19 protein-coding genes are annotated in these 13,630 nt (G+C 57.2%); 10 read left to right on the forward strand and 9 right to left on the reverse strand.

Going from position 1 to position 13,630, the window contains the following annotated elements; genetic code table 11:
* Window positions 1-727: 727 nt before the first annotated feature.
* Window positions 728-1,519 (forward strand): alpha/beta hydrolase, encoded by a 792-nt coding sequence (locus tag CIK74_RS18760; protein WP_205738268.1) that lies wholly within the window; start codon window positions 728-730, stop codon window positions 1,517-1,519.
* 263 nt (window positions 1,520-1,782) lie between these two features.
* Window positions 1,783-2,175: a VOC family protein gene (locus tag CIK74_RS09440; RefSeq protein ID WP_096255885.1), complete on the forward strand. Its 393-nt coding sequence runs from the start codon at window positions 1,783-1,785 to the stop codon at window positions 2,173-2,175.
* A 532-nt stretch (window positions 2,176-2,707) separates the two neighbouring features.
* On the opposite strand, the gene CIK74_RS09445 is transcribed toward CIK74_RS09440, so the two are convergent.
* Window positions 2,708-3,403: an SDR family NAD(P)-dependent oxidoreductase gene (locus tag CIK74_RS09445; RefSeq protein ID WP_170947822.1), complete on the reverse strand. Its 696-nt coding sequence runs from the start codon at window positions 3,401-3,403 to the stop codon at window positions 2,708-2,710.
* A gap of 447 nt (window positions 3,404-3,850) precedes the next feature.
* Here CIK74_RS09445 and CIK74_RS09450 point away from each other — a divergent pair, with 447 nt between their 5' ends.
* Together CIK74_RS09450 and CIK74_RS09455 are read left to right on the forward strand one after the other, a co-directional pair.
* Window positions 3,851-4,210: a hypothetical protein gene (locus CIK74_RS09450; RefSeq protein ID WP_141392915.1), complete on the forward strand. Its 360-nt coding sequence runs from the start codon at window positions 3,851-3,853 to the stop codon at window positions 4,208-4,210.
* Between the two features lie 43 nt (window positions 4,211-4,253).
* Window positions 4,254-4,781 (forward strand): peptide-methionine (S)-S-oxide reductase, encoded by a 528-nt coding sequence (locus CIK74_RS09455; protein ID WP_240520510.1) that lies wholly within the window; start codon window positions 4,254-4,256, stop codon window positions 4,779-4,781.
* Window positions 4,782-4,972: 191 nt separating this feature from the next.
* On the opposite strand, the gene CIK74_RS09460 is transcribed toward CIK74_RS09455, so the two are convergent.
* The 4 genes from CIK74_RS09460 to CIK74_RS09475 form a co-directional block, all read right to left on the reverse strand.
* Complete coding sequence (locus tag CIK74_RS09460; RefSeq protein WP_096255889.1) at window positions 4,973-5,359, reverse strand: hypothetical protein; 387 nt, start codon at window positions 5,357-5,359, stop codon at window positions 4,973-4,975.
* A gap of 211 nt (window positions 5,360-5,570) precedes the next feature.
* Window positions 5,571-6,338 carry an SCO1664 family protein gene (locus CIK74_RS09465; RefSeq protein ID WP_096256032.1) on the reverse strand — a complete coding sequence of 256 codons (768 nt, stop codon included), beginning with the start codon at window positions 6,336-6,338 and terminating at the stop codon, window positions 5,571-5,573.
* Window positions 6,338-6,871, reverse strand: a complete 534-nt coding sequence (locus CIK74_RS09470) for a DUF3090 domain-containing protein (protein WP_096255891.1) — start codon at window positions 6,869-6,871, stop codon at window positions 6,338-6,340. Before CIK74_RS09470 ends, CIK74_RS09465 begins: the two co-directional genes overlap by 1 nt.
* Window positions 6,872-6,880: 9 nt before the next feature.
* Window positions 6,881-7,588, reverse strand: a complete 708-nt coding sequence (locus tag CIK74_RS09475; protein WP_096255893.1) for a histidine phosphatase family protein — start codon at window positions 7,586-7,588, stop codon at window positions 6,881-6,883.
* A 243-nt stretch (window positions 7,589-7,831) separates the two neighbouring features.
* Here CIK74_RS09475 and CIK74_RS09485 point away from each other — a divergent pair, with 243 nt between their 5' ends.
* Window positions 7,832-8,074, forward strand: a complete 243-nt coding sequence (locus CIK74_RS09485; protein ID WP_240520517.1) for a HigA family addiction module antitoxin — start codon at window positions 7,832-7,834, stop codon at window positions 8,072-8,074.
* A 25-nt stretch (window positions 8,075-8,099) separates the two neighbouring features.
* Here the strand turns inward: CIK74_RS09485 and CIK74_RS09490 are convergent, their stop codons facing one another.
* Window positions 8,100-9,179: a hypothetical protein gene (locus CIK74_RS09490; RefSeq protein ID WP_096255897.1), complete on the reverse strand. Its 1,080-nt coding sequence runs from the start codon at window positions 9,177-9,179 to the stop codon at window positions 8,100-8,102.
* Window positions 9,176-9,553 carry a PadR family transcriptional regulator gene (locus tag CIK74_RS09495; RefSeq protein WP_096255899.1) on the reverse strand — a complete coding sequence of 126 codons (378 nt, stop codon included), beginning with the start codon at window positions 9,551-9,553 and terminating at the stop codon, window positions 9,176-9,178. The genes CIK74_RS09490 and CIK74_RS09495 overlap by 4 nt, the downstream gene beginning before the upstream one ends.
* Before the next feature lie 349 nt (window positions 9,554-9,902).
* Here CIK74_RS09495 and CIK74_RS09500 point away from each other — a divergent pair, with 349 nt between their 5' ends.
* Window positions 9,903-10,421 carry a GNAT family protein gene (locus CIK74_RS09500; RefSeq protein ID WP_170947823.1) on the forward strand — a complete coding sequence of 173 codons (519 nt, stop codon included), beginning with the start codon at window positions 9,903-9,905 and terminating at the stop codon, window positions 10,419-10,421.
* 110 nt (window positions 10,422-10,531) lie between these two features.
* Window positions 10,532-10,903 carry a DUF6176 family protein gene (locus CIK74_RS09505; RefSeq protein ID WP_096255903.1) on the forward strand — a complete coding sequence of 124 codons (372 nt, stop codon included), beginning with the start codon at window positions 10,532-10,534 and terminating at the stop codon, window positions 10,901-10,903.
* 88 nt (window positions 10,904-10,991) lie between these two features.
* Here the strand turns inward: CIK74_RS09505 and CIK74_RS09510 are convergent, their stop codons facing one another.
* Together CIK74_RS09510 and CIK74_RS18765 are read right to left on the reverse strand one after the other, a co-directional pair.
* Window positions 10,992-11,273: an AraC family ligand binding domain-containing protein gene (locus CIK74_RS09510; RefSeq protein WP_096255905.1), complete on the reverse strand. Its 282-nt coding sequence runs from the start codon at window positions 11,271-11,273 to the stop codon at window positions 10,992-10,994.
* 28 nt (window positions 11,274-11,301) lie between these two features.
* Window positions 11,302-11,529 carry a hypothetical protein gene (locus tag CIK74_RS18765; RefSeq protein ID WP_096255907.1) on the reverse strand — a complete coding sequence of 76 codons (228 nt, stop codon included), beginning with the start codon at window positions 11,527-11,529 and terminating at the stop codon, window positions 11,302-11,304.
* 106 nt (window positions 11,530-11,635) lie between these two features.
* Between CIK74_RS18765 and CIK74_RS09520 the strand changes: the two genes are divergently transcribed.
* From CIK74_RS09520 to CIK74_RS09530, 3 genes are read left to right on the forward strand one after another with little or no spacing between them, the layout of a single operon-like run.
* Window positions 11,636-12,187: a DUF6512 family protein gene (locus tag CIK74_RS09520; RefSeq protein ID WP_096256034.1), complete on the forward strand. Its 552-nt coding sequence runs from the start codon at window positions 11,636-11,638 to the stop codon at window positions 12,185-12,187.
* A gap of 29 nt (window positions 12,188-12,216) precedes the next feature.
* Window positions 12,217-12,756, forward strand: a complete 540-nt coding sequence (locus CIK74_RS09525; protein WP_096255909.1) for a 2'-5' RNA ligase family protein — start codon at window positions 12,217-12,219, stop codon at window positions 12,754-12,756.
* A gap of 23 nt (window positions 12,757-12,779) precedes the next feature.
* Window positions 12,780-13,625, forward strand: a complete 846-nt coding sequence (locus tag CIK74_RS09530) for an MBL fold metallo-hydrolase (RefSeq protein WP_096255911.1) — start codon at window positions 12,780-12,782, stop codon at window positions 13,623-13,625.
* The last annotated feature ends 5 nt before the right edge of the window (window positions 13,626-13,630 follow it).

The following is a 13,630-nucleotide window of genomic DNA, read 5'->3' on the forward strand; positions in this document are numbered from 1 at the left end:
GGAAGGCCTCGATGCCTACCAGGGCAGCGCCAAGCCGTTCGATCCTTGACTACGCGCTACACCCTCATCTGTGAAGAGCCACTTAATGGCGCCTGGTGACGTAACGCGGTTGAATTCCGATGCTGTGGCCTCTGCCTACTTGCATCCACTGGCGGACGCTGTCCAGATGGGCCACATCCTGCGGGGCCCGGCGCACTGCGTCATCGCCCAGATGCAGCGGACAGTTGATCCCACCTCGAAGGCGGGTGCTGTAAGGCTCGTTCTCGATCTCGTTACACCACCGGTGATCGAGGTACTGCTGCGCTACCACCCCGGGAAGCCGCAACCGTCATGTACGAACTCGACGCCTCACTGCGTCGGGTCGGCGCATATTGCAGGAGGGACTCTGCGTGCAGGCAGAGGTTGGTATGTGCGGCGACGTCGTGGAATTCAGGTTCAATGTCTAATGCAGGCTTCTGACCCACCTACCTGCGCATCAGTCCCTGACACCGGGCACTCCCGTAACATTGCGGGTATGAATGCGTCGCTTTCGAAGTTTCGAGCGAAGGTGCCACCGGCACGGACTGGCCGACTTGACTCCACGGACCGCCGGTACGAGCCTTTCGTGCGCCTCGTCCCTGCACCAGTGCGGCGGGTGGCCTCGTCGTGGAGGTGGGATGCGCCGGACGGGGGTGGTTCGTGGGACCTGCACATCGAGCACGTGGGTGCCCCGACGGCTTCGGTCCGAATGCTGCTGGTCCATGGAGCGGGAGGGAACGCGGCGGCGATGTGGCCCTACGCTGCACACCTGAGTCGCCTGGGCGCTCGGGTTACGGTGGTCGATCTGCCCGGTTACGGGCGAACGATCCGGGTGCGGCGTGGACGCCGCAGCGTCAGTTATGGCGACTGGCAGCAGCTGCTCGTCGATCTCGTGGGTCGCGAGCATGACGAGCGGCCACTTGTCCTCGTCGGGGCGAGCATGGGTGGTGCCCTCGCGGTCGACACCGCTGCAGTGACCGGACTGGCCAAGCGGGTCATCGCGACCTGCCTGCTCGACCCGACTCGGCCGGGCATCGCTGCCGCCATCGTGCGAGCCCCGTGGATAGCGCGGCTGGGATTGCCACTGCTGCAGTTCGCCCGGGGGCCAGCGGCGAATCCACGGATCCCGGTCCGCATGCTGACCCCTATGTCTGCGATTTCGAACGACCCTGGCCTCAGTCATGCAGTGCTCACCGACCCGTGCGGCGGTGGTGGCGCGATGCCGGTGGGCTGGTACCGCTCGTTCCTCGAGGCAGGTCCGGCTATTCCACCCGAGCAATACCAAGGACCACCGGTCGTGCTGTTGCATCCGGCCGAGGATCGTTGGACTATGCCGGAGCTCAGCCTCGACTACCTTGGTCGGCTTCACGGCAAGACCCGGGTCGTGATGCTTCCTGGCTGCGGCCACTTCCCCCTCGAGGAGCCCGGCTTCCAGGTCCTCCTGGACGAGGTTTCGGATGAGATGGAACAGGTGCTGGATGACCAGCGGAGAGGCAGCTGAGTCGGCCATGCGCGGTGAGGGACCGTAGCCCTGAGACCGGTCTGGCCCGGTGAGGCGTGCATGCGTTCCCAGCCGTGGCGACGCCGTGGAATTTCGTTTTGCCGTATAACCTCTGGTTGCGCGTGGTGTCATGCGCTTCCTCTGCGTTTGGTCACCGCGTTGCTGCCCTTGTCCATGACCTCCCGAGTCCGCTCGTGTCGGTGGACAGCTGGATGACGACCCTGCGAGTCGATCCGGGAGACGCGTTGTCGTACGATTGAGCGGTGACGACTCCTATACGCCGCGAGATCGGCCAAGTCTTCATCCCGGTGCGGGACATCCACCGCTCTGCCGACTGGTACGGCAGGCTGCTCGGTGCGGAGGTGTCCCTGCCTTCGCATGACGACACGATCGTCGACGTCCCGATGGAACCGGGCCCCGGCCTTGCTCTGGACGCGAACGCGCCGTTCACGCCGGACGGTCCGCCACGCTTCTTCTGGTGGGCCGATGACCTCGGCGCAGTCGTGGCGCATTTGCGCGATCTCGGGGCCGAACTCGCCTCGGACGTCGTCGACATCGGGAGCGTGGCCTTCGTCCAGTTCCGGGATCCTGACGGGAACCTGCTCATGGTGTGCGCTCGAACGGAGGGCGACGAGTCCGCTCACACCGTTGTCTGACCGCCGGTGCGCGAAGGCGCGGCTCATCAGTGCTGGCCCGCACAACGACAGTGGCGGAAGAGATTGCTCGGTGTCGGAATGGGTGGAGTTCCGTTTCTCGAACTAAACCTTTGGTGCGCTCGCATTCACGGATCGAAGCCGACGCGCACAGCTTCGCTCGCTGTCAATAATCAGTACCGTGTCGAAGTCGGCGTAAGCCCTCTGTGTCAGCCTTGAGTGAGATCCCCGGTGACCCTCTGTGGATTTGTACCCCGGAGTTGCACCCTTACTGCACAGTGACAGGGTGGTATGTACCGGAACTCGGTGGAGTTTAGGTTTAACGTTTAATTCCGTTTGGCTTGGCTGAGCCAAGCAAGGGCGCCTTCCGGTTATTCTGACTGGAAGGCGCCCTTGTCTGTGGCATGGCCTTAAATATTAGGGCTTCGTTTTCTAGAAGACGTCGTGCAAGATCGTTTAGTACGTGGGTAGTACGTTGAATGACCTATAACCCTAGGTTGAGCTGCCACGTGACGGTGGACAGCTCAGACCCAACCTAGCTGGTATAGGTGTCCTTCAAAACAGCGTCCGAATCCTGTGACTCGTCGACATAAAAGCGTTCTGCGACATCACGTTTCTCATACATATCAACGTATTCGTCCGCTATGTTGTCGGGGGAGAAGTACGTTCCTTCTTCGATGACTCCGGCAATTGAAAGCATCCCCACGTAGACGCACTGTCCAGCCAGCTCCTCGTGGAGGCAATGAGCGTAACTGCGCAGTCCTGACTTGCCAATGCTCAACGTAGTCAGAATTGGCGTCACAGTCAGTTCGGTAGCCCCGCCGCCGGTAAAGAAGATGGTTCCCTGCTGTCTTTCAATCATCTCGGGAATCACCTGCTGCGCGGCTGAGATCCCTCCAATGATATTCACCTGCATATGCTGATTCGCTATTTGGGCCGTTGTCTCCGCGGCAGAAACCGGTGCGATCACACCTGCGTTATAGACGAGCACGTCAATCTGGCCGAACGTTGCTCGCACCTGTGAGAACGCATCCGCAATCTGTTGCTCGTTTGTGACATCGGCAGCAAAGCCCGCACTCTTGATATTCATTTCAGACAACGAGCTCTGGAAGTTGTCGAGACTCTCTTGATTCCGGGCGATCAAAGCTACATTGAAGTTCTTCTTGCCGAACTTCTTAGCAATACTGAGACCGAGCCCTGGCCCCGCTCCTACAATCACTAGCGTGCTCATTTATCAATCTCTCTACGGGTAAAAATATGCGGCATATGCCATTAATTGGCAACAGTCATTCCGTGCAGAATATTCCGCTGGTATCCAGCTTCAAGATTGTGCCCGCACTACGCTCGGGCCGACCGCATTGATCGCTTGGTCGCGTTTTCTCCTGTGCTTTTCTTCAGCAGTACTTCGGACGCCTCATTAGGTGCTTCCGTCGCGTAGCGCAGGGGCGGTGAAGTTGTAGGTCGGCGGAAAGAAGGCCGACCGATGCCTCATAAAGAACTTGCTGGACAGAGCCGCGAACCTTCGCTTCCTCGTTTCGACCGCTCAGTGCGTCAATAGGTAGGCTAAGCGGGGCAAATACTATGCATCTGAGCTGGGCCAGTCTCGTGAGGCCCTGATCAGGGCAATCGCCCGGAGCGAGTTCAACCTATGACCCTGATATTGAAGGACAGGAGGCGCATGCGACACCCCACCCGAGCATTTCTTGCCACCACCACCATCGCTGTCCTCATCTTGCCGCTGACGGCCTGTGACAGGTGGAGTTCCAAATGCGACACGAAGAGCAATTGCTCAATCATGATTCAAGGCGATCAGTTCCACAAATTTCCGCGGCCCTACAACAGCGACCATGGGTTGCGCTCCGCAGACCGCATTCGTTTAGTGTCGGCATCGGAAGGCGGCGAAGCCCATTTCCAAGCCGGAGGGGTGGAACCCACCTGTACTGAAGGCAATAGCTTCGCGATTGCCGATACGACGATCACCTGTGATGCGGTAGGAAATGACCGGGTCGAGCTGACGACAGTTCGTCAGGACCGGTAGTTACTCGAGACAACCCTCTGGCTGAGTACCGCTTCATCCACTGATGGCTCCACGCGTAGCTGGCAGTAAGATCGGCATTATGGATGTGGAGTGTGAGGTTGAGGAGCTTTATTTGGCCGGTGGCTGCCTCTGGGGTGTACAGGCTTTCATCGCGACGCTGAACGGCATGACATTCACGGAGGCTGGAAGAGCCAACGGCACCAGCGGGCACATCGATAGCGACTACGACGGTTATGCAGAATGTGTCCGAACCCGTTTTGATCCGACGGTTGTCAGTGTCGAGCAACTGATGGCGTACCTGTTTGAAATTATCGATCCTTACAGCGTGAACCAACAGGGACCGGATACCGGTCTGAAGTACCGCACTGGAGTGTATTCCACTACGCCGGCCCACCTCGAAGCGGCTCGGGCCTTCATCGCTGCAAGGGATGATGCGGACCGCATCGCGGTCGAGGTACTGCCACTTGCCACCTATGTGCGAAGCGCCGAAGAACATCAGGATCGGCTCGCGCGTTTCCCCGAGGATTCCTGCCACCTTCCCACAGCACTGTTGACTAAGTACCAAGGGTGAAGTCAATTTACGTGCAAGAGCGCTGCGATCATCACCTAGCTGGTCTGTGTCAGAACTCGGTGGGGATCCGCCTCGTGGTCTAGCCAGGGTGATGAATTCAAGGGCATTACCGGATCGTGAGTGAATTTTCGTAGTCGAGCAACCTGAGCACAGAGCGCGGACCAATGAAATCAAGCAGCGGGAATTAGTAGTTACTGCCTGCCGATGAAATCGAAGGTGTACTCAGTAGTCAACGGCATGTAGCCGGGGTCATCTTCGAATGGCATGTAGTCCAGGGAGTGAAGGTAACCGTCGATAACCCAAAGATCTAGGTGTCCCAAAGCTTTTTCATTTTGCAGCACGGTTGCAGAGGAAAACGGTCCGCCGCCATGTCTGATGCGCTTGCACTCGGGCCCCTTGGTGACTGCGATAAGGAAGCATTCGCACTCGTCGAATTGGAACCCGTCCCAGCGGGAGAACTGCAACTGCTGACGTGCCTTTGCTGATTCGGCATCGGTGGCACTGCATAGCAAGGCAAGGATGTCGCGTTCGGCTTGGCTGAGTTCTTCGCCTTTGCTGCGGCTAGTTTCGGGGCGCATACAAGCAGGCTATGGCGTGGTGCGACTACACGGCAAATCCACGGGAGCCTAGATGTGCAACATTGCCGCGACGGACTCGCCCGCCGGCAGGTCATCGGTCAGGGCGGAAAATTTCTAACACCCGGTGTTTGGATGCGCACGATACGAAGCACGGACTTGCGAATCTGGTAACCCGTTGTTCGTTTAGCCCAGTTCGCCTAGCCTTGTTCGCTTAGAACAACGGCCAAGGTACCGCTGGCATCTCCCCGCTCGGGCTGGGGAATTGACCTGAGGAAAGCAACCGCTCACAGCGCTGCGCGAGAGATGCGAGTTCGTCGGCGGTCAGTAGTTCCGCCAGTTTTTGCCCCAGCTCAGCATCTAGTCCTTCGCTGATGCGCGCGACACCCGCATGCTCCTCAGCGGTGAGTGCTTCGCCGATCCAGCCCCACAACACCGTGCGCAGCTTGTGCTCGCGGTGAAAGGTAAGTCCGTGGTCCACGCCGTATCGGTGTCCACCGGTCATCGCCAGGATGTGGTTGCCTTTGCGGTCGGCGTTGTTAACGATGACATCAAATACCGCCATACGTCGCAACGCGGGGGAGTCCTCATGAACGAGGGCGAGCAGTTCACCATTCTCGCCACGCCCCTGAAAAACCTGTTTCCAACCAACCTGTGGAACGCTCTCGGCAGGGACCAGATCGATGGCGTTTTCATCGTGATCTTGCTCTTGCCACAGCTGCACCATGCCTTCACCGAACTGACCATCACGCAGCCAGGTGTGCGGCACGATATTCCAGCCCAAGGCTTCCGAAACCAGATAGGCGGCGACCTCCCGATGAGCCAGCTGGCCCTCGGGAAAATCCCACAGCGGATTCTCTCCGACGATCGGCTTGTAAACGACCACGTTCTCACCGATGTTGCCAAGGAAGGTTGCATTTGACGCCGTGGTGAGTCTGCCGGTGAGGGTGAGCTCGGTGGTCATCAGATCGGCCATGTGTATCAGTTTTCGGGGATGGTGCAGGTGTGTCCGTCTGCGTCCATCGGGTAACCGCAGAGGGTGCACATCGGACGGCCGGCATCCACGATCTCGCGGGTGCGCTTAGCGAAGGCGCGGGCGGTGCCTACCGGCATCCGCACGCGAAGCATTTCAGTCTCTTGCGCGGGCGCCGCGTCGGGATCTTCATCCGGGATGGGGTGAGCCTCGATGACGATCTGCGAGGTGGATGGGTCCCAACCCAGGCTCATCGCGCCAGTACGAAACTGCTCCTGATCGTCTTCGAGCGGGTCATTGTCCACTAGCTCGATGGGAGTTCCGGTGGGAATGCTGAAGGGGTTTCCATCCACGGTGAGCAGCTGATCAAGAATGTCATCGATATTTTCCGCGAGCTGCGCGGCCTGCTGTTTCTCAAGCACAACACTGACAATCTCTTTGCCCGTGCGGACCTGGAGGTAGAACGTACGGTCACCGGGAAGGCCGATGACGCCAACGACGACCCTATCGGGCCAAGAAAATTCGTGAATACGTGTAGGCATATAAATATCTTATGCTCCGGTAGTGGGTGTAGTTTGTGTTCCGGCGCCGCCGCCGACGGGCGCATCGGCTGCGTGGCTAGCGTTTGATAGCCAGGATAGGTCTCCGGCATCGGTGTTGATCGCGTGGACGGTAGGGCGGTTGGCGCCATAGTGCACGATCGAAATTGATGCAGGGCCCACATTCAGACGCTGGAACATGTCCAGATGCATGCCCAGTGCGTCGGCGAGGATCGACTTGATGATATCTCCATGAGCGACCGCCGCCCAGACTGCACCTGGACCGTGCTCCGCCTCAAAGGCTGCATCGTGACGTCGAATGGCGGCCACCGAGCGGGACTGCATGGTGGCCATAGATTCACCACCGGGAAAGGTGACCGCCGATGGTTGGGACTGAACAACCGGCCACAATTTTTCGGTAGCCAGCTCGCTGAGCATGCGTCCTTGCCATTGGCCGTAGTCGCACTCGGTGAGGTCGTCCTCGGTGGGAGCATAAGGGGTGCCGGGTTGCCGATCGAGGATGTACTGCGCGGTTTGCTGACAGCGTTGAAGTGGGCTGGAAACCACCCCGACCAGTGGCACACGCGCGAGGCGCTCGCCGGCTGAAGTTGCCTGTTGCTGTCCCAGCTCATCGAGGCTCACGCTTGGAGTTCGTCCGGCTAAAAGCCCGGTTGCATTGGCTGTGGTGCGGCCGTGCCGCACGAGGATAACTGTCGCCATCTACTCAGCCTAGTCATCGGTCGTCGCTGAACCTAGTTCAGAAACTGATTGGCGCTAACAGGCTGCTCAAAAACAGCGAGCTGTTGCCGGATTATAGGCTTAACTCGTCGTGCATTCGTGTGAATGATCGATGGCGGATTTGTTTCACCTGGAAAGTTGGAGGTGCACAAGATGTCGAACTCGTCGACTACCACTGAGAAAAGGGCCCCGATTCACCCCGGCGAAGTGCTGATGTAGGACTTCATCAACGGCTTCGGGATCACCCAGAACAAGCTTGCGGTCTCGATTGGAGTTCCACCACGCCGTATTAACGAAATAGTGCACGGTAAGCGCGCGATTACCGCTGACACCGCACTTCGACTCGGGCGTTATTTCGGGATCGACCCACAATCTTGGCTGAATTTGCAGGCACACTATGAATTGGTACTTGCGGAGGATCGTATTGCTGAAAAACTCGCGGCGATTACTCCGTTGAAGGTCGACTGAGGGTTCAACGCTGTGGGCCGCACTGCTAATTCTTGAAAGATTTCCGCCAGCCTTGGACTGCGTAGCAGATCGTTCCGACGAGCAATGCCGCGAAGACCACGGACTGCCAGGAGTAGAGCGACTGCGCGTTGTCTATTGAGACCACAAGCAGCAACGCTACAAGTGCGCTACCGACAGTCCAGCCCAATGCTTCGCGGCGTGAGCGGAACGAGGTATTGGGCGCGAAGCTGGCTGCGTAGCTCTCCGGCGTGCCGAATTCCGTAGGTAGTGATGAGTCGGCTTCAACGGCGAATGCGCGGGTTTCGTCGACGATGACACGAATCCGTCGGTCGCTAAGGTCATCACGAAGTCGGAGGTTTTCCTGAAGTTGGCGGATCCATTCCTCGTGTGTTGCTACTCCAAGCTTCGGTGTGGTCGACCGAGATGCCGGAGAATTGCGCTTTGAAAACTTCTCGATGAGGTAGTAAAAGAGCGCATACATCGGTACCGGAGCCAGATACCAAAGAACGGATGCTGTGCCCGGGGACCCCTGAAGGGCAATGGCGAGCCCGCCGAGGGCAATCCCGGCGACGGCGAAGATCGTCGCAGTCCAGGCCATTGCCTTAAGGCGAGTAAATTTCCGCACTGCAAGATTCCAGAACTGCACTATGCCTACGGAAATAGTCGTGAAGAAGAACGGAAGTCCAAGCATTGCCCAGCTCAGTTTTGTTGTCCATCCATCATCGATAAGGACCACGATGGTCACGACTACGCTGAGCAGGGCTGCGCTAAAGCAGATTGTTTGGGTGAGCTGCTTGAAGGAATACAGCGGGTACCGGTCCTGAGTAGGAGTTCCGGATTGTTGCCAATGTTCCTGCTGTTCTTTGGCCCAAAGCTTTGGGTCCCCAAACAGATCTTCTGCCGGTTCCTGCGCTCCGTTGAGTACTGGAAGCAGGTCGACGAAGGCTTGTTTCGCAGCTGAAATTTTGACGCCATCGAGCATCAGTCGACCTGCAGCGGTTCGAACCCAGTTAACGTCGTCTTCCTGGCCGCGGGCGGCATGAAACTCTTTGATGAGTTTGGTGAGATCAATGTCGGTGTCCGATTCTGCGGAGTTCTGAGTCATGGCTTCATTCCTTGTGGGTCCGAGTCGTTATCAGTATCTGGTTTCTGCGCGCCGAGAGAGTTGGCTAGAGCATGCCAGGCGCGACGTTCTTCGTGGAGCCTTGAATGTCCGTGCGGTGTCAACGCATAGTTGCGTTTTCCGGGACCATTTTGTCCTTGCTCCCATTGCGCGATGACGGCGCCGTCGTTTTCCAGACCGGTCAGTAGCGGATAGAGGGATCCTCCCTTGGGTCGCCCAAATCCAAGCTCATTGACGGCTTGCGCAATCCCGTAACCGTGCAGTGCCCCGTTTTCAAGACTGGCGAGAACTGCCGTTCCCAATGCGGCACGGGTCCAGGTTGCGGGCCATACCGATTTCACCTCATCGTCGCTCATGTATCTAAGTATAAGTTGTATCTAGATATCTAATCAAGACCTTTTGTCCGGCTGGGCGCAAGAACGATCTTGAACCCAAGTTGCCTCATCGTTGACTGTGCAGAACTGCATTTATCGGAAGTGAAGGAGAAACTGAGATGAACTGTCATTTTCAGTTGGGGGCCGTATGAATGTCAGCATTTACTACTGAGGCAGGGCTCCGCGCAGGTAGCGGGAACCACCATCGGGACAACGACTAACTCGAAATTCCCCCGTACCCCGGAAGGACTGTAGATGGATCACCCGTGACTGCCCTCGCTGCATGCACGTTTCTCTCGTGCCTCCGGCGTCGATTGATAGGATTCTGAGCATGTCCAGCTCACGAACCATCACACTTCGTTCCCGTTCCGAAGATGACTTCGACGTCTTGTTCCAAATCGCCGACGATTTGACCACGTGGGAGGAACGCAGCGAGGCAACTCCTGCTCCGCTAAATCGAGACACCTACAAGGCCCGGCTGGCGCAGCTTGATGCCGATAATTCAGACAAAAGTGTGCGTTTCATGATTGATGTGGACGGTGCCGCAGTCGGAAGTGTTTCACTCTTCGAATTCGACGATCTAGCCCGCCACGCCGAGGTTGGTATCGCCCTGGTGCCCGAAGCCCGTGGAAAGGGCATCGGGACCGCAGCCATCTCGCAGATCGTCGAGTTCGCCTTCATACGCTGCAACTTGCGCCGCGTCCATCTGCAGGTGATCGAATCCAACACGGGCGCCATTCGTGCGTATGAGAAGGCAGGTTTCGTGATCGAGGGTCGTCAGCGCCAACATGCCTGGGTACGTGGAAAATACGAGGATATCGTTATCATGGGAATCCTCCGCTCGAAGTAAGACTTCGCGGAGTTGCAGAAGAACGTACTCTTTTGAACCGAACGTCCGCGAGGGGAACCTGCACGGGAGTTGTTTTGAGTTCCTTGACGCGAACCCGGCACTATAGACGAATGAAGATTGAATTAACTCGTTTCCGAGTCCGCGAGAACGCGCAAAGCATCGTCGATGAGTGGATGCAATTCCTGAACTCAAATGCTGCCGCAGTTCGCGAAACGCTTGAGCCTGAGCAGATGTACGTTGAGACGATCTTTTCGGAGACGATCGATGGAGTCGACTACTTGTATTGGTACAGCGTCCAAGGCGAAGACGGTGCTGGTGTTGCGCAATCGGATCATTGGCTTGATGAAAAGCACATACAGTTCTGGCGCGCTTGTATTGACGACACTTTTCCAGCGGAAGATCTCACGCCTCGTATCACGATGATTCCAGAACGCGTTGAAGCAGCCATGAAGCCGCTCACGACCAGTGCGGAGAAGAATTAAGGAGTTCTAGCGTCAGCGCTCAAAGCCTGCTCCCTGTCTCGTGCCCACACCCGTTGAGGGGCAGTGCTAAGGAACGAGAAGCTAGAGCCTAGACATCGAAGTTGAACCGAATGTCTTTGGGCATAATGTGAACCGCACTAAAGTTCGGGGTCCCCACAATTTGATGCACCACATCGGCGGGAACAATGAACGTATCACCGGTGTTGAGGATGTGAACTGCGTCTGGGAAGCTCAGCTCGCAGCTGCCCTCGGTCATTACAAGCGCTGATTCGTGTGAAGCGCTGTGCGTCGGGAACGCGGTGCCGTCGGTACCGATCATCTGCTTGGTGATCAGTACCGAGCCTTCTTTGAGCGGAATACTTTTCTTCATGGATTCATCCTTTGGGGTATGCGCAGTTCTAATTTTGGTGGTGTGCGGTATCGGCGGACTTGAGTGATGCATAAGCAGCGCTATAGGCCTCACAACCATCGGCTGGCACCGCATAGTTCTTAGTGATCGAGCGTAGCTGGTCGAAGCGCTGTGTGCTCGATTCGGTATTGGGTGATTGTGCTAGTTGCGCGGTCAGATTATGGACTCGGGCCAGAATTGGGGTGAGTTGCACGGCGGTGGCGAGTTGATTTTTCATGGTGTTTTCTCCTTTACCGGTTGATCTTGAGATCAGCATACGGAGCAGGCCCGGACAAGTCCTTGACGGGGGTCAACCAGCGTCTGAGTGGCATATGGTTGAGCTCATGGGGATAGATACTCTGATTTGGTTGAACGCAGTCGCGATCCTGCCGTTATCGATCATTGGATCGTTGCTGCATTTCGCTTACGACTGGTCCGGGCATCACCGGGTGGTTGCCGTGTTCGCTGCGGTCAACGAAAGTTATTGGGAACATATCAAGATTGCGTTCTGGCCGGTGTTGTTATGGTTTGTCGCGCTTTTTGCCATGGGTGGATGGCAGATGCCAGGTTTTGTTCCGGCCGCGACCATCGCACTCTATTCGGTGCCGGTCAGCATGATCTCGATCGTTTTTGGGTACAAGGCGATCGCACGGAAAAACATTCTATGGATCGATATCCTCTCGTTTTTCGTAACCGTCGCAGTCGCGCTGCTGATTTTCGCGCTGACCGCCACCGAACTCGCCGCTGGTAGGTGGAGTATCGCCTTGAGCATGGTCTTCCTGATGATCCTTGGTATTGCCTTTGCACGGTTTACGCACCGCCCGCCAGCGGAGCCGGACTTTTTTATCGACCCACTTAATAAGCGATATGGTTTGGAAGCCCACCCGGATAACTAGCGCAGTGCGTGCAGAAAAAGGAGTCGTGAATGAGGACCTCGCCCGATAACATCTTGTTGCGCTTGCCAGAGGCCCAAGAACAACAAATTCGCGAGGTGTTTGTAGCATTGGAAGCGCGTGGGTTTCCTGCACAACAACAGACTCCGCATATCACCATCACCTCTTCCCCGGCCATGGCTGAAGAGGCGGTGCACTGTGCTGCACGGTTACTTCCCAGCCTGATTCCGGCACGCCTAGAGCGTGTAGGCACGGTAATTTTTGGGACGAAGCGCAAACAAACCGTCGCTTGGTTACTCGAAACCTCCGCTGAATTGGAAGCTGCGGCGCGCGAGATTAGTGCGCTGAACCCGGATGGTCGAGGGCACAGATGGACTCCACACCTGACCATGGGCCTGCGCTTGCCACGCGAGATCCTGCCCGAGTATATTCGCGCATTAGATGAGCTGACCCCAGCGTCGCTCAAGGAGCTCACCGCTATTCGCGCCGCATTGTGGAAGCCGCGAAGTCAAGAACTCACCGTGCTCGCCGACGCGAGTAGCTACCAAGAGGCGAAATTACCCAAGGATTAATAGTTGTTGACCTAAGGAAGCAGATGACCGATAGAACGTGGACACAGGTTGGCGACGGGGTATACCAGCGTAGGTATGATCCACTGGATGTTTCGGTGGGTCTGGTCATTGGGCCGTGCGGGGCGACGGTGATTGATACGCGCAATAACCCTGCCGAGGCACAAGAGATCATGAACGACGTGGCACAGCAGTTTGCGGTGCCGATTGTCGCGGTAATCAATACTCACGCGCACTATGATCACAGCTTCGGCAACCAGCTGTTCGCTCACGCGGGTATCCCCATTTACGGTCACCATCTGATTGCACAGCATTTTGAAAACTTTGAGCGGCCCCGCTTGCTAAGGGTCCAGCAGGATCCTGAATCAGAACCGGATAAAAGCTGGGCCGAGGTGGTACTGACACCGCCAAGTGTGCCAATTGCTAAACCAGCCACGGTTGACCTCGGAGGCCGGGAGCTGAAGCTGATTCCATTGGACCCCGGGCATACGCAGAGCGACTTAGCGATTTACATTCCTGACGCGGGAATCTGGTTCCTTGGCGACATTATCGAGGAGTCAGGCCCGCCGATGTTCGGGTCTGGATCTTTTCCGTTGGGCTGGCCTAAGGTCTTACGCTCCCTACTGAAATTGATCGACCCACAGCACGTGCTGATTCCCGGGCACGGGCAAGCGGTGGACCGCGCGTTTGTGAGCGGGCAGTTGGCTAGGTTCGAAGAGTTGGCGCAAACTTTGCGAACTGCGCATGCCGCTTCGGTAGCCGTGGATAAGATCCAATATTCTGCGCAGTTGCTTGCGTTGTGGCCAGTTGAATTCCTCCGCGAAGCCGCGGTGGATGGATATGCGCAGCTTCCGGAGCACGGCGCATCGTAAAGTAC

It is taken from the genome of Glutamicibacter sp. BW77 (genome assembly GCF_002332285.1).
Classification (GTDB): Bacteria; Actinomycetota; Actinomycetes; order Actinomycetales; family Micrococcaceae; genus Glutamicibacter; species Glutamicibacter bergerei.